This window comes from Klebsiella sp. GG_Kp175, assembly GCF_040062325.1.
Taxonomy (GTDB): domain Bacteria; phylum Pseudomonadota; class Gammaproteobacteria; order Enterobacterales; family Enterobacteriaceae; genus Klebsiella; species Klebsiella quasipneumoniae.
The window spans coordinates 540,018-561,980 of sequence record NZ_JBEAFX010000002.1; the positions used below are offsets into that span (position 1 = coordinate 540,018).

Annotated in this window: 23 protein-coding genes; 8 read left to right on the forward strand and 15 right to left on the reverse strand. The window is 56.7% G+C overall.

What is annotated here, in order from left to right:
* Nucleotides 1-2: 2 nt before the first annotated feature.
* The 4 genes from nuoC to ABLU73_RS05665 form a co-directional block, all read right to left on the reverse strand.
* Nucleotides 3-1,811: an NADH-quinone oxidoreductase subunit C/D gene (gene nuoC, locus ABLU73_RS05650; protein WP_348850075.1), complete on the reverse strand. Its 1,809-nt coding sequence runs from the start codon at nucleotides 1,809-1,811 to the stop codon at nucleotides 3-5.
* Nucleotides 1,812-1,898: 87 nt separating this feature from the next.
* A complete protein-coding gene (nuoB, locus tag ABLU73_RS05655) occupies nucleotides 1,899-2,573 on the reverse strand; it encodes an NADH-quinone oxidoreductase subunit NuoB (RefSeq protein ID WP_002913178.1) in 675 nt (224 codons plus the stop codon).
* A gap of 15 nt (nucleotides 2,574-2,588) precedes the next feature.
* Nucleotides 2,589-3,035: an NADH-quinone oxidoreductase subunit NuoA gene (gene nuoA / locus ABLU73_RS05660; RefSeq protein WP_002913181.1), complete on the reverse strand. Its 447-nt coding sequence runs from the start codon at nucleotides 3,033-3,035 to the stop codon at nucleotides 2,589-2,591.
* A gap of 650 nt (nucleotides 3,036-3,685) precedes the next feature.
* Nucleotides 3,686-4,612, reverse strand: coding sequence for a LysR family transcriptional regulator (locus ABLU73_RS05665; RefSeq protein ID WP_004201747.1), 927 nt, complete (start codon nucleotides 4,610-4,612; stop codon nucleotides 3,686-3,688).
* A gap of 875 nt (nucleotides 4,613-5,487) precedes the next feature.
* On the opposite strand from ABLU73_RS05665, the gene alaA reads away from it, so the two are divergent.
* Nucleotides 5,488-6,705: an alanine transaminase AlaA gene (gene alaA, locus ABLU73_RS05670; RefSeq protein ID WP_004201748.1), complete on the forward strand. Its 1,218-nt coding sequence runs from the start codon at nucleotides 5,488-5,490 to the stop codon at nucleotides 6,703-6,705.
* Nucleotides 6,706-6,786: 81 nt separating this feature from the next.
* Nucleotides 6,787-7,386, forward strand: a complete 600-nt coding sequence (gene yfbR / locus ABLU73_RS05675; protein WP_004201749.1) for a 5'-deoxynucleotidase — start codon at nucleotides 6,787-6,789, stop codon at nucleotides 7,384-7,386.
* A gap of 45 nt (nucleotides 7,387-7,431) precedes the next feature.
* Here yfbR and ABLU73_RS05680 read toward each other — a convergent pair whose 3' ends face one another.
* The 4 genes from ABLU73_RS05680 to yfbV form a co-directional block, all read right to left on the reverse strand.
* Nucleotides 7,432-9,264 (reverse strand): SLC13 family permease, encoded by a 1,833-nt coding sequence (locus tag ABLU73_RS05680; RefSeq protein WP_048325231.1) that lies wholly within the window; start codon nucleotides 9,262-9,264, stop codon nucleotides 7,432-7,434.
* Between the two features lie 76 nt (nucleotides 9,265-9,340).
* Complete coding sequence (locus ABLU73_RS05685; RefSeq protein WP_004201751.1) at nucleotides 9,341-10,000, reverse strand: sugar phosphatase; 660 nt, start codon at nucleotides 9,998-10,000, stop codon at nucleotides 9,341-9,343.
* An 11-nt stretch (nucleotides 10,001-10,011) separates the two neighbouring features.
* Nucleotides 10,012-10,506: a YfbU family protein gene (locus tag ABLU73_RS05690; protein ID WP_004201754.1), complete on the reverse strand. Its 495-nt coding sequence runs from the start codon at nucleotides 10,504-10,506 to the stop codon at nucleotides 10,012-10,014.
* 87 nt (nucleotides 10,507-10,593) lie between these two features.
* Nucleotides 10,594-11,049, reverse strand: coding sequence for a terminus macrodomain insulation protein YfbV (gene yfbV / locus ABLU73_RS05695; RefSeq protein ID WP_002913194.1), 456 nt, complete (start codon nucleotides 11,047-11,049; stop codon nucleotides 10,594-10,596).
* 338 nt (nucleotides 11,050-11,387) lie between these two features.
* On the opposite strand from yfbV, the gene ackA reads away from it, so the two are divergent.
* Nucleotides 11,388-12,590, forward strand: coding sequence for an acetate kinase (gene ackA, locus ABLU73_RS05700; RefSeq protein ID WP_004201756.1), 1,203 nt, complete (start codon nucleotides 11,388-11,390; stop codon nucleotides 12,588-12,590).
* A gap of 190 nt (nucleotides 12,591-12,780) precedes the next feature.
* Nucleotides 12,781-14,928, forward strand: a complete 2,148-nt coding sequence (gene pta / locus ABLU73_RS05705; protein WP_004201759.1) for a phosphate acetyltransferase — start codon at nucleotides 12,781-12,783, stop codon at nucleotides 14,926-14,928.
* Nucleotides 14,929-15,016: 88 nt separating this feature from the next.
* Here the strand turns inward: pta and yfcD are convergent, their stop codons facing one another.
* The 3 genes from yfcD to yfcF are packed head-to-tail and all read right to left on the reverse strand — an operon-like array spanning nucleotide 15,017 to nucleotide 16,878.
* Nucleotides 15,017-15,568, reverse strand: a complete 552-nt coding sequence (gene yfcD, locus ABLU73_RS05710; RefSeq protein ID WP_002913197.1) for an NUDIX hydrolase YfcD — start codon at nucleotides 15,566-15,568, stop codon at nucleotides 15,017-15,019.
* 57 nt (nucleotides 15,569-15,625) lie between these two features.
* On the reverse strand, nucleotides 15,626-16,177 hold the full coding sequence (yfcE, locus tag ABLU73_RS05715) for a phosphodiesterase (RefSeq protein ID WP_004201761.1): 552 nt from the start codon (nucleotides 16,175-16,177) through the stop codon (nucleotides 15,626-15,628).
* A gap of 56 nt (nucleotides 16,178-16,233) precedes the next feature.
* Nucleotides 16,234-16,878, reverse strand: a complete 645-nt coding sequence (gene yfcF / locus ABLU73_RS05720; protein WP_004201762.1) for a glutathione transferase — start codon at nucleotides 16,876-16,878, stop codon at nucleotides 16,234-16,236.
* A gap of 169 nt (nucleotides 16,879-17,047) precedes the next feature.
* Between yfcF and yfcG the strand changes: the two genes are divergently transcribed.
* From yfcG to ABLU73_RS05735, 3 genes are all read left to right on the forward strand, one after another.
* Entirely contained in the window at nucleotides 17,048-17,677 is a 630-nt protein-coding gene (gene yfcG, locus ABLU73_RS05725) for a GSH-dependent disulfide bond oxidoreductase (RefSeq protein ID WP_114506360.1), read from the forward strand.
* 65 nt (nucleotides 17,678-17,742) lie between these two features.
* Nucleotides 17,743-18,105, forward strand: a complete 363-nt coding sequence (gene folX, locus ABLU73_RS05730) for a dihydroneopterin triphosphate 2'-epimerase (RefSeq protein WP_002913200.1) — start codon at nucleotides 17,743-17,745, stop codon at nucleotides 18,103-18,105.
* Nucleotides 18,106-18,123: 18 nt separating this feature from the next.
* Complete coding sequence (locus ABLU73_RS05735) at nucleotides 18,124-19,017, forward strand: TIGR01777 family oxidoreductase (RefSeq protein WP_017899519.1); 894 nt, start codon at nucleotides 18,124-18,126, stop codon at nucleotides 19,015-19,017.
* On the opposite strand, the gene ABLU73_RS05740 is transcribed toward ABLU73_RS05735, so the two are convergent.
* Nucleotides 18,997-19,113, reverse strand: a complete 117-nt coding sequence (locus tag ABLU73_RS05740; protein ID WP_032425776.1) for a hypothetical protein — start codon at nucleotides 19,111-19,113, stop codon at nucleotides 18,997-18,999. The two genes, ABLU73_RS05735 and ABLU73_RS05740, sit on opposite strands and share 21 nt — an antisense overlap.
* 119 nt (nucleotides 19,114-19,232) lie before the next feature.
* Between ABLU73_RS05740 and ABLU73_RS05745 the strand changes: the two genes are divergently transcribed.
* Nucleotides 19,233-19,760 (forward strand): GNAT family N-acetyltransferase, encoded by a 528-nt coding sequence (locus tag ABLU73_RS05745; protein ID WP_017899517.1) that lies wholly within the window; start codon nucleotides 19,233-19,235, stop codon nucleotides 19,758-19,760.
* A gap of 5 nt (nucleotides 19,761-19,765) precedes the next feature.
* Here the strand turns inward: ABLU73_RS05745 and hisP are convergent, their stop codons facing one another.
* From hisP to ABLU73_RS05760, 3 genes are read right to left on the reverse strand one after another with little or no spacing between them, the layout of a single operon-like run.
* Nucleotides 19,766-20,539 carry a histidine ABC transporter ATP-binding protein HisP gene (gene hisP / locus ABLU73_RS05750; protein WP_002913206.1) on the reverse strand — a complete coding sequence of 258 codons (774 nt, stop codon included), beginning with the start codon at nucleotides 20,537-20,539 and terminating at the stop codon, nucleotides 19,766-19,768.
* Between the two features lie 7 nt (nucleotides 20,540-20,546).
* Complete coding sequence (gene hisM / locus ABLU73_RS05755; protein ID WP_002913207.1) at nucleotides 20,547-21,263, reverse strand: histidine ABC transporter permease HisM; 717 nt, start codon at nucleotides 21,261-21,263, stop codon at nucleotides 20,547-20,549.
* On the reverse strand, nucleotides 21,260-21,946 hold the full coding sequence (locus ABLU73_RS05760; RefSeq protein ID WP_004201769.1) for a histidine ABC transporter permease HisQ: 687 nt from the start codon (nucleotides 21,944-21,946) through the stop codon (nucleotides 21,260-21,262). The genes hisM and ABLU73_RS05760 overlap by 4 nt, the downstream gene beginning before the upstream one ends.
* Nucleotides 21,947-21,963: the final 17 nt, after the last annotated feature.

The window sequence follows — 21,963 nt, forward strand, 5'->3', positions numbered from 1 at the left end:
AATTAGCGGTCCACGTCTGACATAACAAAATCGATACTACCCAGATAGACGATCAGGTCGGATACCAGGCTGCCGCGGATCGCCGACGGGATCTGCTGCAGGTGCGCAAAGCTCGGCGTGCGGACGCGGGTACGGTAGCTCATGGTGCTGCCGTCGCTGGTCAGGTAGTAACTGTTAATCCCCTTGGTCGCCTCAATCATCTGGAAGGATTCGTTGGCCGGCATGACCGGGCCCCACGATACCTGCAGGAAGTGGGTGATCAGGGTTTCGATATGCTGCAGCGTGCGCTCTTTCGGCGGCGGCGTGGTCAGCGGGTGATCCGCTTTGAACGGCCCTTCCGGCATATTGTCGAGGCACTGCTGAAGAATGCGCAGGCTCTGGCGCAGCTCTTCGACTTTCAGCATCACGCGGGTGTAGCAGTCAGAAACGCCACCGCCGGTCGGGACTTCGAAGTCGAAATTTTCGTAGCCAGAATAAGGACGCCATTTACGCACGTCGAAGCCGATACCTGTGGCGCGCAGGCCTGCGCCGGTGGTGCCCCACTCCAGCGCCTCTTTGGCGGTATAGGCTGCCACGCCGACGGAACGGCCCTTCAGAATGGTGTTGCGCAGGGCGGCTTTTTCATAGGAGTCCAGACGCTTCGGCATCCACTCGAGGAACTCACGCAGCAGACGATCCCAACCGCGCGGCAGATCGTGCGCGACGCCGCCGATGCGGAACCACGCCGGGTGCATACGGAAACCGGTGATCGCTTCCACCAGATCGTAGATTTTCTGCCGATCGGTAAAGGCGAAGAAGACCGGCGTCATCGCGCCGACGTCCTGAATAAAGGTTGAGATATACAGCAGGTGGCTGTTGATGCGGAACAGTTCGGAGAGCATCACGCGGATCACGTTGACGCGATCCGGCACGGTGATCCCGGCCAGTTTTTCTACGGCCAGCACGTACGGCATCTCGTTGACGCAGCCGCCAAGGTATTCGATACGGTCGGTGTACGGGATGTAGCTGTGCCAGGACTGGCGCTCGCCCATCTTCTCGGCGCCGCGGTGGTGGTAACCGATATCCGGCACGCAGTCGACGATCTCTTCGCCATCCAGCTGCAGAATAATGCGGAAGGCACCGTGCGCGGACGGGTGGTTCGGACCGAGGTTGAGGAACATGAAGTCCTCGTTGTCGGTGCCGCGTTTCATGCCCCACTCTTCCGGTTTGAAAGTCAGCGCTTCCATCTCCAGATCCTGTTTGGCTTTGGTCAGCTCAAACGGATCGAATTCGGTGGCGCGCGCCGGGTAGTCTTTACGCAGCGGGTGGCCTTCCCAGGTCGGCGGCATCATGATGCGACGCAGATTTGGGTGGCCATCGAAGGTAATACCAAACATTTCCCAGGTTTCACGTTCATACCAGTTGGCGTTGGGGAACAGTTTGGTGAAGGTTGGCAGATGCAGATCGTTTTCAGACAGCGCCACCTTGAGCATGATGTCGCGGTTGCGGTCGATGGAAATCAGGTGATAGAAAACGGAAAAATCCGCGGCGGGCAGGCCATCGCGGTGCGTGCGCAGACGTTCGTCCATACCGTGCAGGTCAAACAGCATCACGTAAGGCTTCGGCAATTTCTTCAGGAAATCACCCACCTCAAGCAGCTGCTCGCGCTTGACCCATACCACCGGTACGCCGGTGCGGGTTGGCTGAACGGTAAAGGCATCCGGCCCAAAGCGGTCGCGCAGTTCGCCGATCACCGGGTCATCAAGGTGATCGCGGGTTTGCCAGGCTGGTGCGGCGTCATGCGCGGTTAAATCGGTCATATTGTTCACCATTGCAAAAGGTCCGTGGTGACTGCCGGGCGAGACTTCGCGCTGTTGTAGATTGATTTGCGAAGTGATTCTCCCGCCCGCAGGCGCAAATTAAATCTCGTCCGGCGTCCGCAGATTGGTCACTGCAATACGTTCGCCGCGTTTACGCTCGCGTTCCGACTGCATATTGGCGCGATAGACGCCCTGATCGCCAACCACCCATGAGAGCGGACGACGTTCTTTACCAATGGACTCCTGCAGCAGCATCAGCGCCTGCATATAGGCCTCCGGACGCGGCGGGCAGCCCGGGATGTACACATCGACCGGGATGAATTTATCCACGCCCTGGACGACGGAATAGATGTCGTACATGCCGCCGGAGTTCGCGCAGGCGCCCATGGAAATCACCCACTTCGGCTCCAGCATCTGATCATAAAGACGCTGAATCACCGGCGCCATTTTGGTGAAGCAGGTTCCGGCGACCACCATCAGGTCCGCCTGACGCGGAGAGGCGCGCAGAACTTCGGCCCCAAAGCGCGCAACGTCATGCACCGCAGTGAATGACGTCACCATTTCCACATAACAGCAAGAAAGGCCGAAGTTATACGGCCAAATTGAGTTCTTACGGCCCCAGTTCACCATGTCATGCAGCGCGTGTTCGAGTTTCCCCATATACACGCTTTTGTTGACTTCCTGCTCCAGGGGGTCGGTAACGATCTCCTGTTTCTGCAGGGGGTAACGGTCGTTCTCACCGTTAGGATCTATGCGGGTGAGCGTATAATCCATCTTATTGCCTCGCTTTTACTGCATATGACGGTTAGTGGGACTGTCTGTTTCCGGGTTAACCAGCGTGCGACGGGAACGCGCAGGCGTCCAGTCCAGTGCGCCGATGCGAACGAGATAAACCAGACCAGCCAGTAGCACTAAAATGAAAATTGCGGCTTCCACAAAGCCGACCCAACCGCTCTCGCGGATGGAGGTCGACCATGCGTAGAGATACAGGGCTTCCACGTCGAAGATAACGAAGAACATGGCAACCAGATAAAACTTCGCAGAAAGACGTAAGCGGGCCGAACCAACGGAGTCGATCCCCGATTCAAACGGCGTGTTTTTGCTACGCGCGCGCGCGCGACCGCCAAGGTACCAGCCGCCGACGAGCATCAGGCAGCACAGGCCGATAGCGATGATGAGAAATATAGCGAATGCCCAGTGATGAGCGATGACTTCAGTGGATGTTGACATACGCATTGCTTAACCAAAAAAGTGTAGCGCCAAAACCCTCTGCTCTTACTGGCAGATGAACGCCACAGCGTTTCACGGGAGGAATAAAAAATAACCGTGCAAAAAAGCGTCCCTGGAAGATGTGAGAAGCCCAGATGCCGTGGCTTTTTACCCCTTTCTTTAACCTTTTGTCAACTTTAACAAAAGTTTTCATAACATTAATTTACATTGGAATCTTTTCATTAACATTAAATGCCCTTTTATGCGAAATAACCTTGCATACTGTTCGGTTTTAGTGTTGTTGAATCGTGTCCGTTTCCGTCGTAAATCAAAAATCCCTGCTATTTTGACAGGATTTAGCCTCGATTCCTCCCCCCAAAGAGGGGTATTTTCTTGATCTGCGACACGGTTTTGTTAATTACCACAAGAAATCGGCAACAATCCATCCGGTTTTTTAACATTAGCAGGAAGTGTTGAAAGTGCTGGGAAAAGTCGGCAAGGTGAGCGCCAGGTCACGCCAATATGCTGATTTTCTTGCAAAGAAATAAAAAAAAGATTCAAAACATCAATAATAGTGCAAAAAAAAGAGCCACCAGACGGGAAACCCACCCTTGAGGCTCTTTTTGGGCACTTACATTCTGTTACCAGTTTTTGTGATCTTTGTTAGCAAAATAACCTCACAAAATGAAGGTGCTTCCTCCCTCTTCCGGAGTAAGTGCCGGCCCGGCGCGCCAGGGATCGCTCTCCTGGCTCAGAGATTGAAAAATCGCCTGCGGTAGTTCGCCCACCGTCTGCGGATTGCAGCTAACGACGTACCGGGTATCCGGCAGGACCGGCAGGCCATCGCTGATGCCGGCCACGCGCAAATCCGGGCTCATCATTTCGACCGGACGCGCGGTGACCCCCAGCCCGGCTTTCACCGCCGCTTTCACCCCGGAGAGCGACGAGGCGCCGTGAGCCAGATGCCAGGAGACGCGGGCAGCCTCCAGCGCGGCGATGATGTCCTCACGGAACGGGCCAGGCTCTTCGAGCAAGATGAGGGGGATCGATTCCCCTTTCGCCAGCACGTAGTCCGCTGCACAGTACCAGAGGGTAGGCGACGTTCTCAGCGTGAAAGCGGTAAAACCGGGAAGCTGATGGGTGGTTAATGCCAGATCGACCTCTCCCGCGCTCAGCATCGCCATGATGACGGCATGGGGATGGACTTTAATCTCCAGCGTCATTCTGGGATAGAAGCAGCCGATGCGGTTTAACAGAAACGGCAGGATAGTATCAGCGGTTTCTTCCGACGCGCCGATGGTCAGTCCCCCCTGCAGGCTGCCATACATCAGCGACATGCAGGCTTCATCGTTAAAGCGCAGGATTTTGCGGGCATAGCCCAGCAGCTGGATGCCCTGCTCGGTCAGCAGTTTATTGCGTCCGTGACGAGCGAAAAGCTCCTTGCCAACCAGTTGCTCCAGGCGTTGCATTTGCTGGCTGACCGCGGACTGGGTACGACACACTGCGGCGGCGGCGGCAGCGAAGGTGTTCAAATCAGCGACTGCTACAAAGGTGCGCAGCAGATCGAGATCGAGGTTGAGTATCGGACGTGTTGTATTAATCATCTTTCTTCACTTACAGGTGGCTAACGCTGACCTGCCTTGTTGATGCTTTACGCCAGGTTTCCGGCTATTCCCTGAGCCTCGTGCTCACCGTCTGATGGCGGATAAACAACTGGACGAACGTTATTACATGCCAAAGTACTCGTCTGAGCAAATGCGCAGAACACCGGAGTAATATATTGTTCGTATTTCTCATTATTATTTATTACCACGGCCAGCCAGGCGTCTTACGTCGCCCCGGAAAATCGCGCAGTAGTGGCGAGAAAGCCTCTCTTTCGCCGGACTTCTTTTTGGCGAACAACGAACAATAAAATCCTGTAATAACAATATATTAAATATCAATTCAGCCATAATTCATGCCGACTACCACTGATATTAACGGCGATATTCTAACCGATTCCCATCCTTTTTATAAGCCTTAATAAGGATTAACTGAGATAATTTTAAATTTTTTTCAACATTTTATATAAATTAACAAACCTCAGATTATTACCTGTCAAAAATAATAATAATGCGCTTACGCGCAGTTTTTTATTAAAATTATTTAACATCAAAATTACAAATCAACCGCTATGAGATTAAGAATAGCGTTTTCTAGCCGCCCCCCATTCTCCAGCGCCCCGTTTACCTAACCAACAAACCAGATAAATGATGGTAAAAAAGGCACTACATCAACATAGACGACCGAAAAAATGCCATGAAAAGGCATAAACAATAGGAAAAACCAGCAACCAACAGATAAATCAATTACGCTTAAAATCCTGCATTAGCAAAATCTTCTCCTGCAAAGCCTTCAAAACAGCGGGGAGGCGGAGTACATTGTTCCGTGCTGACTTCCACGGCAGGGAGTGGCGATAACAGCTAAAAGGTCAAGATTCATGTCCCCCATCGAAAAATCCAGCAAGTTAGAGAACGTCTGTTATGACATCCGCGGACCGGTTCTGAAAGAAGCGAAACGTCTTGAAGAAGAAGGCAATAAGGTTCTGAAACTGAACATCGGCAACCCGGCACCCTTCGGCTTCGAGGCCCCTGACGAGATCCTCGTCGACGTCATCCGCAATCTGCCTACCGCCCAGGGATACTGCGATTCGAAAGGATTGTACTCGGCGCGTAAAGCTATCATGCAGCATTACCAGGCGCGGGGAATGCGCGATGTCACCGTGGAAGATATTTACATCGGCAACGGCGTGTCCGAGCTGATTGTGCAGGCGATGCAGGCGCTGTTAAACAGTGGCGATGAGATGCTGGTTCCCGCTCCGGACTACCCGCTGTGGACGGCGGCGGTGTCTCTTTCCAGTGGTAAAGCGGTGCACTATCTGTGTGACGAATCCTCTGACTGGTTTCCGGATCTTGACGATATCCGCGCCAAAATCACGCCTCGCACCCGCGGGATCGTGATCATCAACCCCAACAACCCCACCGGCGCGGTCTACTCCAAAGAGCTGCTGCAGGAGATCGTGGAGATCGCCCGCCAGCACAACCTGATTATTTTCGCCGATGAGATCTACGACAAGATCCTCTACGACGAAGCCCAGCATCACTCGATTGCCGCTCTGGCACCGGATCTGCTGACGGTGACCTTCAACGGACTGTCGAAAACTTACCGCGTCGCCGGCTTCCGTCAGGGCTGGATGGTGCTGAACGGCCCGAAAAAACACGCGAAAGGCTATATCGAAGGACTGGAAATGCTGGCCTCGATGCGTCTGTGCGCCAACGTGCCGGCCCAGCATGCTATCCAGACCGCGCTGGGCGGCTACCAGAGTATCAGCGAATTCATCATTCCCGGCGGGCGTCTGTATGAACAACGCAACCGCGCCTGGGAGCTGATCAACGATATTCCGGGCGTCTCCTGCATGAAGCCAAAAGGCGCGCTGTACATGTTCCCGAAAATTGACGCCAAACGCTTCAATATTCACGACGACCAGAAAATGGTGCTCGATTTCCTGCTGCAGGAGAAAGTGCTGCTGGTGCAGGGTACTGCCTTTAACTGGCCGTGGCCGGATCACGTGCGTATTGTGACCCTGCCTCGCGAAGACGACCTGGAGATGGCGATCTCCCGCTTTGGCCGCTTCCTCTCCGGCTACCATCAGCTTTAGTCGTGCTGCCGCCGGCATTTGCATCCGGCGGCGATCCCTGCGCACAATGGAACCCGATGTTGTCACTGATTAAGGGTTCCTATGAGTCAGAGTCATTTCTTTGCCCACCTCTCCCGTCTGAAACTGATTAACCGCTGGCCGCTGATGCGCAACGTGCGCACCGAAAATGTCTCCGAGCACAGCCTGCAGGTGGCGATGGTCGCCCACGCGCTGGCGGCGATTAAAAACCGCAAATTTGGCGGCCAGGTCAACCCAGAGCGTATCGCCCTGCTGGCGATGTACCACGACGCCTCCGAGGTTTTAACCGGTGATCTCCCTACCCCGGTGAAATATTTTAATTCACAGATTGCCCAGGAATATAAGGCGATTGAGAAAATCGCCCAGCAGAAGCTAGTGGATATGGTGCCTGACGAGCTGCGCGATATTTTCGAACCGCTGATTGACGAGCATCATTACAGTGAGGAAGAGCAGTCGATCGTCAAACAGGCTGACGCCCTCTGCGCCTACCTGAAATGCCTCGAAGAGCTGTCGGCGGGCAACAACGAATTTCTGCTGGCCAAAGGGCGTCTGGAAAAAACGCTGGCCTCGCGGCGCAGCGCGGAGATGGATTACTTTATGCAGGTGTTTGTCCCGAGCTTCCAGCTGTCGCTGGATGAAATCAGCCAGGATTCGCCGCTGTAATTTTTCAGGCCGGGCAGCGGTCGCCCCCTACCCGGCCTGCATATCTTAAAACGGGAAGAGCACCGGGATCAGCAGAACGCAGATCACCATCACCAGCACGGTAAAGGGCACGCCGATTTTGACAAAATCGCTAAATGAGTACTTACCCGGGCCAAGCACCAGAGTATTAACCGGCGAAGAGACCGGGGTCATAAACGCCGCCGAAGCCGCCATCGCCACCACCATGGCAAAGGGATAAGGCGACACACCCATCGACTTCGCCGCCGCCAGGGCAATAGGCGCCATCAGCACCGCGGTGGCCGTGTTAGAGATAAACAGGCCTATCGCCGCGCACATCACAAACAGGCAGCCGAGCATCAGATAAGGCCCCTCGCCTCCGGCGACGTCCATTAGTCCCTTAACCACCAGATCCACCCCACCGGTTTTCTGCAACGCCAGGGCGAACGGCATCATCCCGACAATCAGAATGATGCTCGGCCAGTGGATCGCCTTGTAGGCGCTTTCGGCGTTGATACAGCGGAATTTGCCCATCAGCAGACAGGCGATGATCGCGGCGATGGGGTTGGGGATTTCATCCGTCAGCATCAGGGCCACCATCAGCACCAGACAGAAAATCGCGTGCGGAGCCTGGCTGTGGGCCGGCGAAGCGTCATCGACCTCAACCGGCATATTGAGCACCACGAAATCCCGGCCGCGCTTCGCCAGCAGGGCAATTTGCCGCCAGTTGCCGACCACCAGCAGAATATCGCCGAGCTGCAGCGGCTCATCGACCACGGAACCATCCATCGCCTTGCCATCGCGCTTCATGCCGACGATATTGAGACCAAACCGGGTGCGGAAGGCTATCTCACGCACCGTTTTGCCTATCATCTCTGAATCCGGGATCAGCGCCACCTCCGCCATCCCCACATCCAGCGCCTGATCGGCAAAATACTCCCCGCGCAACACCATCGGCTCGAGCATTTGCTCGCCGCAGAACTGGCGCAAGTCGACATCGGAGGCAGACATATCGATCAGCAGGACGTCGCGGGCGCGAAATTCCGAGACCCCATTGACGTTAACAATCACCCGGCGGAACCGCCGCCAGCGCTCAACGCCGATGACGTTGGCACAGTAGCGCTCACGCAGCTTTAAATCATCCAGCCGCTGACCGATCATCGGCGAACCGGGTCGGATCGCCAGCCGGCGAGCGCGGCCGGTGAGGTGATATTCGCGGATCAAATCGCGAAAGGTACTTCTTTTTCGCCCATCGCGCGCGGAATCGCCATTATCCGTCTTCAGCATAAAGCGCACCGCCAGCATATAGACGATGCCCAGGATCAGCACCACCAGGCCAATCGGCGTGACGCTGAAAAAACTGAAGCCGTGCAGTCCTTCGCGCAGCAGTTCACTGTTGACCACCAGGTTGGGCGGTGTCGCCACCAGGGTCATCATCCCGCTGATAAGCCCGGCGAAGCTCAGCGGCATCATCAGCCGCGAGGGTGAGGTATTCATCCGCGCCGAGACGCTAAGGACCACCGGAATGAAAATGGCGACCACGCCGGTGGAGCTCATAAACGCGCCCAACCCGGCGACGGTGAGCATCAGGTAGATCAGCATTTTGGTTTCGCTGTTGCCTGCCACGCTCACCAGCCAGGCGCCCATCTTGGTGGCCACCCCGGTACGCACCAGGCCGTCGCCGATAATAAACAGGGCGGCAATCAGGATCACGTTAGGATCGCTGAACCCGGAAAAAGCTTCAGTCAGCGTCAGCGTGCCGCTGAGGACAAAGGCGACAATGACCATCAGGGCGATAGCATCCATGCGCACCTTACCGGTAGCAAACAGCACAACCGCGATGGCCAGGAGGGATAAAACCCAAATCAATTCACCGTTCACAACGTTTCCTTGTCACAAGTGGGAGTCGACATAGTGGCATAAAAAAGCCCCGACGACGCGGGGCGAAATCATGGGTTTATGCTTTAAGACGCACATTTACCACGCCGTCAGTCTGGCGTTCAACCACCAGATCTTCCAGGCTGCTCAGCACGAGGTCGGCTTCATCCCGACGGGGGGCATCGGCGGGCACGTTGACCGCGATAGTGCGACAGCCGGCCGCCAGTCCGGAGAGGAGCCCCGCCGGCGCATCTTCCACCACCGCGCACTCCCCGGCAGGCAGACCCAGCCGCTCGGCGCCCAGCAGATAGGCGTCCGGCGCCGGCTTGCCATGCTTCACCTGCTCAGCGGTGACAAACACCTCCGGCATCGGCAGGCCCGCCGCGCGGTGACGCGCATGGGCAACCGGAATCGAGCCGGAGGTGACAATCGCCCACGGGATCCCGGCCTCATTGAGCGTATTCAGCAGGGCTAACGCCCCCGGTAGAGCGACGATGCCTTCGATATCAGTGGCTTCCATCTGCTCGAGATAACGGAATTCGGCCTGGATATCCTCCTCGCTGCGACCCGGCATAAAATGGCGAATGGAGGTAATGGCCTGCTTGCCGTGAATAAAACTGAGAATTTCATCATGGTCAATGGCGAAACGATCCCCCCATTTGCACCATGAACGCTCCACCACCGGCAAGGAATCCACCAGCGTCCCGTCTAAATCGAACAGGAAACCTTTACACTGCACGGGCACCTCCCTCAGGCATTGATGATTTGGTTAATTTCGTTACTGCTCAGATGATACTGGCGTGGGCAGGCGTGCCAGACGCTCAGCATCCGCTGATATTTCTCCCACATCGGGGTCTGCGAGTTAAAGCCATGGGTGCCGGCGTCAAAGTGGCTGTAACGGCCTTCAACGTTGACCATAAAGCGCACGTAGCCGAGAAAACGCGCTTCGGTGGCGGCATCAAATCCGAGGAAGGTGACCCGACGCTCGTCGATACCCGCCGCATCTTTCAGGTTGGTCCAGGAGACGTGTAGCGCGTGGTACATCTCCATGATGTCGATAACGGTACGGCAGGTTTCTTCCGTCAGCTGGCCGAACTCGCGGTCCAGTTCACGCATCTGCAGCCCATACCCACGCTCAATGATGGTTTGTAGACGACGGTAGCGCTCCGCATTGTCCGGGTCGAGCATCGTCATCATCTTGTACTGATTGGATAAAATCAGACGCTGCGCATTGGTCATTTCCATGTTGTGACTCCTGTAGCACGGTAGGGCGTGAAATAAAGAAGGCGCATAAATCATGCGCCTTCTTTTATATGCGTTTTCCGTAGTGAATTACAAATCATCAAGGAAAGTTTTATCGAGTTGTTTGAAGGCGCGCTTAAGCGTGTCAGCCAACGCCTGATAATCGGGCTTGCCTTCGACAGGCGCCAGCGCCTGCCCCGCCTCCTGCAGTTTGCCGCGTACTTCGTAGAACCAGTTAAGAATGGAAGGCGGCAGCGGCGTCACTGAACGTTTACCCAACCACCATAACCCCTGCATCGGCAGGCTCAGTGCAAACAGCGCGGTGGCCACGGCGGGCCCCAGCTGGCCGCCCAGCGCTATCTGCCAGCAGAGGGTGAAAATGGCGATCGGCGGCATGATGCGGATGGCGTAGCGGGTGGCACGAATGATGCGGTTTTCAATAAATACCGGCGCGAGGCGCTTGTCGAGAGGCCAGGTCTTCGCGTAGTGCTGCCCGCGGTTGAACAAGCTAAAGAAGCTAACGGGGCGTTTCTCAGGGGTCGACATGGCTTTACCTCAACTTTACATATAAAACTTAAAAAATTCGTGCAAAACACCAACTATGCATGACATCGTTCAAAAGATTTTGGCAAAGGATGCCGCAATCAGGTATCCTGTGCCCGCCTGAAAGGGCGGATAGACTCTTTTGCCAGGCTAGTCAAATTATCGCATATTCTGCCATTGGCTGAAAATTATGCAAAATGGCATAAAATCAAATGTACTTATCTCATCGTGCCTGAAAACAGAACAAGGCATGATGTTAATCATAAATGTCGAGGTCATCCTGCGCTACGCTAATGACACACTGACGTTTTTTTAGCCACGTATCATAAAAAGGTACTTCCATGTCGAGTAAGTTAGTACTGGTTCTGAACTGCGGTAGCTCCTCTCTGAAATTTGCTATCCTTGACGCCGTTAACGGCGACGAATACCTGTCCGGTTTAGCGGAATGCTTCCACCTGCCAGAAGCCCGTATCAAATGGAAAATTGACGGCGGCAAACAAGAAGCCGAATTAGGCGCGGGCGCCGCGCACAGCGAAGCACTGAACTTTATCGTTAACACTATTCTGGCACAAAAACCAGAACTGTCTGCTCAGCTGACCGCAATTGGCCACCGTATCGTCCACGGCGGTGAAAAATACACCAGCTCCGTCGTCATCGACGAGTCCGTGATTCAGGGCATTAAAGACGCGGCGTCCTTCGCACCGCTGCACAATCCGGCACATCTGATCGGCATCGCTGAAGCGCTGAAATCCTTCCCGCACCTGAAAGACAAAAACGTGGCAGTATTCGATACGGCGTTCCACCAGACCATGCCGGAAGAATCCTATCTCTACGCCCTGCCGTACAGCCTGTACAAAGAGCACGGCGTTCGTCGTTACGGCGCACACGGCACCAGCCACTTCTACGTGACTCAGGAAGCCGCTAAGATCCTGAACAAGCCGGTTGAAGAGCTGAACATCATCACCTGCCACCTTGGCAACGGTGGTTCGGTTTCCGCTATTCGTAACGGCAAATGCGTTGACACCTCCATGGGTCTGACCCCGCTGGAAGGCCTGGTGATGGGTACCCGCTCCGGCGATATCGATCCGGCAATCATCTTCCATCTGCACGACACCCTGGGCATGAGCGTTGACGCCATCAACAAAATGCTGACCAAAGAGTCCGGCCTGCTGGGCCTGACCGAAGTCACCAGCGACTGCCGCTACGTAGAAGACAACTACCAGGAAAAAGCCGACGCTAAACGCGCGATGGACGTCTACTGCCACCGCCTGGCGAAATACATCGGCTCCTACACCGCGCTGATGGACGGCCGTCTCGACGCCGTGGTCTTCACCGGTGGCATTGGTGAAAACGCCGCGATGGTGCGTGAGCTGTCGCTGGGCAAACTGGGCGTACTGGGCTTCGAAGTTGACCATGAGCGTAACCTGGCTGCCCGCTTCGGCAAGTCTGGCTTCATCAACAAAGAAGGCACCCGTCCTGCCGTGGTTATCCCGACCAACGAAGAGCTGGTCATCGCGCAAGACGCCAGCCGTCTGACCGCATAATTCCACACCGCCAGCCCTGACCCGCAATACTTCGCGCTGCAGGAAGGCGGCGACACAGCAGATCCCCGGCGCATACGCGACCGGGGTGAGCAAGTAGAGCCAACGCACGTGCAACGTGGAGTATGACGGGTCGCTGGTGGTGCTGTTTTGTATCCCGCCTGATACTGGCGGTAACGAAAGAGGATATACCGTGTCCCGTACTATCATGTTAATTCCTACCGGTACCAGCGTAGGTCTGACCAGCGTCAGCCTCGGTGTGATCCGCGCTATGGAACGCAAAGGCGTTCGTCTGAGCGTCTTTAAACCTATCGCCCAGCCGCGCTCCGGCGGCGATGCCCCGGACCAGACCACCACCATCGTTCGCGCCAGCTCCTCCACCACCACCGCTGCTGAACCGCTGAAGATGAACCACGTTGAATCTCTGCTCTCCAGCAATCAGAAAGATGTGCTGATGGAAGAGATCATCGCCAACTATCACGCGAACACCCAGGACGCGGAAGTGGTGCTGGTGGAAGGCCTGGTGCCGACCCGTAAGCATCAGTTCGCTCAGGCGCTGAACTTTGAAATCGCCAAAACCCTGAACGCGGAAATCGTCTTCGTCATGTCGCAAGGCACCGATACGCCAGAACAGCTGAACGAGCGTATTGAACTGACCCGCAACAGCTTTGGCGGCGCGAAAAACACCAGCATCACCGGCGTTATCATCAACAAACTGAACGCGCCGGTCGACGAGCAGGGCCGTACCCGTCCTGATCTGTCGGAAATTTTCGACGACTCATCCAAAGCGAAAGTCGTGAAGATCGACCCGGCTCAGCTGCAAAAAGGCAGCGCGCTGCCGGTGCTGGGCGCCGTACCGTGGAGCTTCGATCTGATCGCCACCCGCGCGATCGACATGGCCCATCACCTGAATGCGACCATCATCAACGAAGGCGATATCAACACCCGCCGCGTGAAATCCGTGACCTTCTGCGCGCGCAGCATCCCGCACATGCTGGAGCACTTCCGCGCAGGTTCGCTGCTGGTTACTTCCGCAGATCGTCCTGACGTGCTGGTTGCCGCCTGCCTGGCAGCGATGAACGGCGTGGAAATCGGCGCCATCCTGCTGACCGGCGGCTATGAAATGGACGCGCGCATCAGCAAGCTGTGCGAACGCGCCTTCGCCACCGGCCTGCCGGTGTTTATGGTCAACACCAACACCTGGCAGACCTCCCTGAGCCTGCAGAGCTTCAACCTCGAAGTACCGGTTGACGATCACGAGCGCATTGAGAAAGTTCAGGAATACGTTGCCAACTACATCAACGCCGACTGGATCGAATCGCTGACCGCGACCTCCGAGCGCAGCCGTCGTCTCTCTCCGCCAGCCTTCCGCTACCAGCTGACCGAGCTGGCGCGCAAAGCCGGCAAACGCGTCGTTCTGCCGGAAGGCGACGAGCCGCGTACCGTGAAAGCTGCAGCCATCTGCGCCGAACGCGGGATCGCCACCTGTGTGCTGCTGGGCAACCCGGATGAGATTAACCGCGTTGCAGCAGCGCAGGGCGTTGAGCTGGGCGCCGGTATCGAAATCGTCGACCCGGAAGTAGTGCGCGAAAGCTACGTGGCTCGCCTGGTCGAACTGCGTAAGAACAAGGGCATGACCGAAGCCGTCGCCCGCGAGCAGCTGGAAGATAACGTGGTTCTCGGCACCCTGATGCTGGAACAGGACGAAGTCGATGGCCTGGTGTCCGGCGCGGTACACACCACCGCCAACACCATTCGTCCGCCGCTGCAGCTGATCAAAACCGCACCGGGCAGCTCGCTGGTCTCTTCCGTGTTCTTCATGCTGCTGCCGGAACAAGTTTATGTTTACGGCGACTGCGCGATCAACCCGGATCCGACCGCAGAGCAGCTGGCGGAAATCGCGATTCAGTCCGCTGACTCCGCGATTGCCTTCGGCATCGAACCGCGCGTGGCGATGCTCTCCTACTCCACCGGTACTTCTGGCGCGGGTAGCGATGTAGAAAAAGTCCGCGAAGCGACCCGTCTGGCGCAGGAAAAACGTCCTGACCTGATGATCGACGGCCCGCTGCAGTATGACGCCGCGGTGATGGCTGACGTCGCGAAATCCAAAGCGCCGAACTCGCCGGTAGCTGGCCGCGCGACCGTGTTCATCTTCCCGGATCTGAACACCGGTAACACCACTTACAAAGCGGTACAGCGCTCTGCCGACCTGATCTCCATCGGGCCGATGCTGCAGGGTATGCGCAAGCCGGTCAACGATCTGTCTCGTGGCGCGCTGGTTGACGATATCGTCTACACCATCGCACTGACCGCGATCCAGTCAGCTCAGCAGCAGAAGTAATCGCCCGCTGAGAGAAAGCAAAAGGCAGCCAGATGGCTGCCTTTTTTGTCAGGAGGCGAACAGCAGTTGCTGCCACGCGTTAGCGCGTTTATTCGCGCTCGCTCTCTTCCGCGTCATCATACTCGTTGCCGGCGTTACGGGTCATCCACAGCGCCAGCGCTTTCAGCGAGTCGGGCGTGAACTCATCGCAGCGGGCGGTGATCTCTTCCGGCGTTAACCAGCACACCTCGCTCACCTCCTCTTCCTGCAGGGCAAACGGCCCGTGGGAGACGCAGCTGAACAGGCTTCCCCAGACGCGGCAGAATTTATCTTCGTAGTAGAACTGGCCGTGATCGGCAAACGGCACCCCGGCGATGCCTAACTCCTCTTCCGCCTCGCGACGGGCCGACTCCAGCAACTGCTCATCAGCCTGCACGACGCCGCCGGCGGTGGCATCCAGCATGCCCGGATGAAAGTCTTTTGTCTCGGTGCGTCGCTGCACCAGAATTTTCCCCATTCCGTCGTGAACGACGATATAGGTCGCCCGGTGGCGCAGGCACTGCGCGCGCATCTGCTCGCGGCTGGACTGTGCTATCACCTCATTGTTTTCATTAACAATATCGACCCATTCTGTGCTTGCCAAATGATTCTGTTCCGCCATCAGGAAACCTTACTTTAAAAGCGCTCTTGCGGCGCGTCTTTATGATTGAGGGCTAAATTACGGGTAAATTGCGACCTCTGCAATAACCTGATTATCATTGAGTGCTAAAACCTGCAGACGCCCCTCATCCAGTAGCCCATAGCTGGCGGAATATCCCCCTTTTGGGATACTCACTGAGCCTGGATTAAACAGAGAGAACGCCCCGCGTTTTTCAGCAACCGGAATATGAGTATGGCCATACGCCAGGACATCGCCAGCGGCAAGTGGCGGCAAATTATCCGGGCTATAAAGATGACCGTGGGTCAGAAACAGGCGGTAGCCTTCGCCAAGCACCTGCTGCCAGGGCGCGGTCATGGGAAAACGAAGCAGCATTTGATCCACTTCGCTGTCGCAGTTACCGCGAACCGCAATGATGCGCTCCGCCACGCTGTTCAGCCGCTCGGCCACCTCCGCCGGCGCATAGCCTTCCGGCAGCGCGTTGCGTGGCCCGTGATTAAGCACATCGCCGAGGATGATCAGCCACCTGGCGCCACTTTGCGCGAACCGCTCAAGCACGCGTTCCGTCGCAGGTAGCGAACCATGAATATCGGAGGCAAACATCAGCTTCATAGGTTCCATCTCCACTGGTTACGATGCCTCTATGATAGCGGAAGCGCGGCGGGTTATCAGCCTCCGCGTTTGGCGGAAAGCGCCGCGTAACGCTGGATTGAGGCCCGCTGCCACTGGAAAGTCGCATAATCCGCCAGCGCCTCCGGCACCTCATCGCCATTGAGAACCAGACGATTGAGCATCAGCGCCAGGTCGGCATCGGCAATAGACCATTCGCCGAATAAATTTTGCCCGCCGTGGGCCAGCAGCGTGGTAGCGGTGGCAAACAGTTTTTCCGCCGACCGCTTGCCTGCCTCGCTGAGCGCCGGCATTTTCACCCCGCCAAACACCACGGCGGTGGATCGCTCTTCACGAATGGGCACCAGATCGCTGCGTAGCCAGGCCTGGATCTGCCGAGCGCGGGCCCGCTTTTGCAGATCGTGTGGATAAAGGCGCTCCCACTCAGGCGGCGCGAAACGCTCATCCAGATATTCGGTAATCGCCGAAGACTCGCTCAGCGCGAAATCGTCAACCTCCAGCAGCGGTACGCGACGGGTGGCAGTATAGCCCGTCCAGCCGGCCTGCAGATGTTCGCCGCTGCCCAGGTCGATGGTTTTAAGGCTAAAAGGCAGGCTCTTTTCCTGCAGCGCGACATAAACAGACATCACGTACGGTGAGAAAAAATCGGCATCGGACCACAGGGTAATCACAGGCTGGCTCATAACTTCCTCAGGGTTGGTAGACAGGGCAATAAACCAACATAGCCTGTCTTACCGGCGATGTCACTGCTCGTCCGCTGCGTGGCTGGCGCCCCGCTCGCGGATTTTTTCCCGGGTCGCGCAGCTTCACCTATACTCGATCAGTTTGCGACCCACGACGGCGGGAAATATTATGATCGATCTCTACTATGCACCCACCCCAAACGGCCACAAAATCACCCTGTTTCTCGAAGAGGCGCAGCTGGCCTATCGGCTAATTCGGGTCGATATTGGCAAAGGGGAGCAGTTTCATCCGCAGTTTCTGGCGATTTCGCCGAATAACAAAATTCCAGCTATCGTCGACCACATGCCTGCCGACGGCGGCGCGTCGTTGAGCGTCTTCGAGTCCGGCGCCATCCTGCTCTATCTGGCGGAAAAAAGCGGCAAGCTGCTGAGCGGGGAGCTGCGGGCGCGCTATACCACCCTGCAGTGGTTGTTCTGGCAGGTCGGCGGCCTGGGGCCGATGCTGGGGCAAAATCAGCATTTTTCCCACTCAGCGCCGCAAACCGTGCCCTACGCGATTGAGCGTTTTCAGGTGGAAACCCAGCGACTCTATGGGGTACTGAATCATCGCCTGGGATCCAGCCCGTGGCTGGGCGGGGACCACTACAGCATCGCCGACATCGCCGCCTGGCCCTGGGTGAACTGCCATGTCCGCCAGCGGATCGATCTGGCGAACTATCCGGCGGTGCATAACTGGTATGAGCGCATTAAGCAGCGGCCGGCGACGGTGGAAGCGATGCTAAAAATTCAGCCTTATTAACCCCCTGCTCGCCCGTCGCGCTTTGTTGTATGATTGCAGGACTTAAACCACGGAGGAAGCCTGCAATGTCTCAACCAGACGCCATTATTCGTATTAAGAACCTGCGCCTGCGTACTTTTATTGGTATTAAAGAGGAAGAGATCGCCAACCGCCAGGACGTGGTAGTGAATGTGGCCATTCACTACCCTGCCGATAAAGCGCGCGACAGCGAGGACATTAATGATGCGTTGAACTACCGCACCATTACCAAACGCATCATTAGCCATCTTGAGAATGGTCGTTTCTCGCTGCTGGAAAAATTAACTCAGGATGTGCTGAATATCGCATGCGAACATCACTGGGTCACATATGCTGAAGTGGAGATCGATAAACTTCACGCGCTGCGCTATGCCGACTCGGTATCCATGACCATGAGCTGGCGGCGCTAACCATGTCAGGGAGGTGGTATGAAGATCCTGCTTACTGGTGGTACCGGCCTGATTGGCCGACATCTGATACCCAGACTGCTGGAGCTTGGGCATAGCGTCACGGTCTCCACCCGACATCCGGATACCGCCCGCGCCCGTCTCGATCCGCGCGTCACGCTGTGGCGCGATTTCGAGGGCCATCACCACCTCAATGACATCGATGCCGTCATCAATCTGGCGGGCGAGCCCATCGCCGATAAACGCTGGACCGCCGAGCAGAAACAGCGCTTATGCCATAGTCGCTGGGATCTCACTCAGCGGCTGGTGGGCTTGATCCACGCCAGCGACACCCCTCCCTCCGTGCTGATCAGCGGGTCAGCCACCGGCTATTACGGCGACCTCGGCGAAGTGGTGGTGACTGAAGAAGAGCCGCCGCACAATGAGTTTACCCATAAGCTCTGCGCCCGCTGGGAGCAAATTGCCTGCGAAGCGCAAAGCGAGCGCACCCGCGTCTGTCTGCTGCGCACCGGCGTGGTACTGGCGCCGCGGGGCGGTATTCTTGGCAAAATGACCCCGGCCTTTAAGCTCGGCCTCGGTGGGCCTATCGGCAGCGGCAGACAGTACCTGGCCTGGATCCATATCGACGATATGGTTAACGGCATTCTGTGGCTGCTGGATAACGATCTGCGCGGCCCATTCAATATGGTTTCGCCCTATCCCGTGCATAACGAGCAGTTCGCCCACGCGCTGGGTCATGCGCTCAATCGACCGGCGATTTTCCGCGTTCCCGCCGCCGCCATCCGCCTGCTGATGGGCGAATCCGCTGTGCTGGTGCTCGGCGGCCAGCGCGCGCTGCCTAAGCGACTGGAAGCCGCCGGCTTCGCCTTCCGCTGGTACGATCTCGACGAAGCGCTAAAGGATGTGCTGAGTTAATGGCTGACACAGGGGAGCATTGGCTCCCCTGATTCCATTCTGCTGGCTCATGCTCCACGCCTGGATGGCCTCAGCCTGGCGCTGCAGCATCGCCATATCCCGGACAGCCAGCGCCCTGAAGCGCCTGAGTTCATCGCCAGCCGGCCGGTTCGCAGGTGTTACCTGGCGAAGCAAAGTGCTAAGGTAGGCCTTTCCTTCTTCGAATTGACTGCTTTATGACGACCATCACCACGCCTCGCCTTTCGCTTACCCGCTTTGTTACCGATGACTGGCCCTTTTTTCTGCGCCTGCGCCAGGATCCGCAGGTGATGCGTTTTATGGGCGAAGTGTTAAGCGAGGAGGCGTTGCGCAGCGTGTTCGCCAGTCGCTGCGCCGATCCCGGCGTGTATGTTCTGCGTAATAAGCGCGGCGATGCGCTGGGCGATATTGGGCTTCGCATCAGCCCTAAAAATCCGCACGAGGCCGACGTCGGCTATGCGCTGCTGCCCGAGGCTCAGGGAAAAGGCTATGCCAGCGAAGCGCTGCGGGCGATCTGCGATTATGGTTTCAGCACGCTGGGGGTACAGGCCATCAATGCCTGGGTGTTGGGAGAGAATCGTGGATCATCGCGCCTGCTGGAGAAGCAAGGCTTTGTGCGCACGCAGGTGCTGGAGAAAGCCTATCATCTGAACGGCGTCGATTACGATGACTGGATTTACCGGCTGGAGCGTGAATCCCACCCGGCGCCCGCAGACGCCGGGTAAGCCGTTTATTTCAGCGAACCTTTCAGAAACTGCTGCAGGCGCGGGCTTTTCGGCGCGCCGAACAGCGCGTCCGGATGCCCTTCCTCTTCGATTTTTCCCTGATGCAGGAAAATGACATGTGAAGAGACGTGGCGGGCAAAGCCCATTTCGTGGGTCACCACCACCATGGTTTTCCCCTCTTCCGCCAACTGCTGCATGATGCGTAACACTTCGCCCACCAGCTCCGGATCCAGCGCGGAGGTCGGCTCATCGAACAGCAGCACTTCCGGCTCCATCGCCAGCGCGCGGGCAATAGAGACACGCTGCTGCTGGCCGCCGGAAAGATGCACCGGGTATTTCGCCTGCTGACGTTCGTCTATCCCGACCTTGGCCAGGTATTTTACCGCCCGTTCGCGCGCTTCCTGTTTGCTTAAGCCCAGCACCTGAATCGGCGCCTCCATGACGTTCTCCAGCACCGTCATATGGCTCCACAGATTGAAATGCTGAAACACCATGGTCAACCGGGTGCGCAGCAGGCGCAGCTGGTTCTTGTCGGCCACCTTCAGCTGACCGTCTTTATCCCGTACCAGGCCAATATTCTGGCCGCTGACGACGATCGTGCCTTCGCTCGGTTTTTCAAGGAAGTTAATACAGCGTAGAAAGGTACTTTTCCCGGAACCCGATGAACCGATGATACTGATAACGTCCCCGGCTTTCGCCTGCAGCGAGACGCCCTTCAGCACCTCGTGTTCCCCATAGCGTTTATGCAGATCGATAACGTTTAATTTATTGTCGGACATGGCGTTCTCAATGCGTCGAAGAAGGTTTGATATGCTGCAACCAACGCTTTTCCGCTTTGCGGAACAAGCTAATCAGCACATACGAGATAATTAAATAGAGCACCGCGGCGATGCCAAAGGCGGTGAACGGCTGATAGGTGGCCGAGTTGATATCGCGGGCGATTTTCAGCAGATCCGGCACCGTAGCGGTAAACGCCAGCGCCGTCGAGTGCAGCATCAGGATCACTTCGTTACTGTAGGCCGGCAGCGCAATCCGCAGCGCGGAAGGCAGGATGATGCAGCGGTACAGTTTGACCGAAGAGAAGCCGTAGGCCCGCGCCGCTTCAATTTCGCCCGCCGGTACCGAGCGGATCGCGCCGGCGAAAATTTCGGTGGTATAAGCGCAGGTGTTCAGGGTCAGCGCCAGCACCGTACAGTTTAGCCCGCTGCGGAAAAAGGCGTTCAGCAGTTCAGTGCCTTTGACGATTTCCAGGGTGTACATACCGGAGTAAAAGACCAACAGCTGCACATACAGCGGCGTGCCGCGAAATATGTAAGTAAACAGCCAGATGGGAAACTGGATGAACTTATTGCTCGAAACGCGGCCGATTGCCAGAAAGACCGCCAGGATGCCGCCCATGACCACCGAAGAGATCAGCAACCATAAGGTAATCGCCACGCCGGTAAAGCGATAGCCGTCGGTCCACAGCAGGGATTTCCAATATTCCTGAATAATTTCAATCACAGGTCAGCCCTCTTGACGCCAACGGTATAGCGGCGTTCGAGCAGCAGCAGTACGCCATTAGAAAGGGTGGTAAATACCAGATAAATCAGGCCGCAGACGATGGCGAAGTAGAACGGCTGCCAGGTGCTTTTGCCCGCCAGCTGCGTGGCTTTGACCACATCCTCCAGCCCCAGCAGCGAGACCAGCGCCGTCGCCTTGAGGATAACCTGCCAGTTGTTGCCGATCCCCGGCAGCGCGTAGCGCATCATCGCCGGGAACAGGATGCGCCGGAACGTCTGCCCGCCGCTGAAGCCAAAGGCGGTGGCCGCTTCGATATGCCCCTTCGGCACCGCCAGGTAGGCGCCGCGGAAGGTTTCCGTAAAATAGGCGCCATAGATAAAGCCAAGGGTAATAATCCCGGCGATCATCGGGTCAATATCAAACTGCGCCATGCCCAGCGCATCGGTAACGCTGTTAAGCGCAATCTGCAGGCCGTAGAAAATCAACAGCATCAGCACCAGGTCGGGGACGCCGCGGATCAGTGTGGTATAGCCTTCAAATACCAGCGCCAGAGGACGATTGCTCGATAGCTTTGCGCCAGCGCCCGCCAGCCCAATCAGGACGGCGAGAACGACCGAGCTGAGCGCAAGCTCCAGGGTGACAAGCGCACCCTGCAAAATAACCTGTGAAAACCCATACAGCATGCTGCCTACCCTGTCTG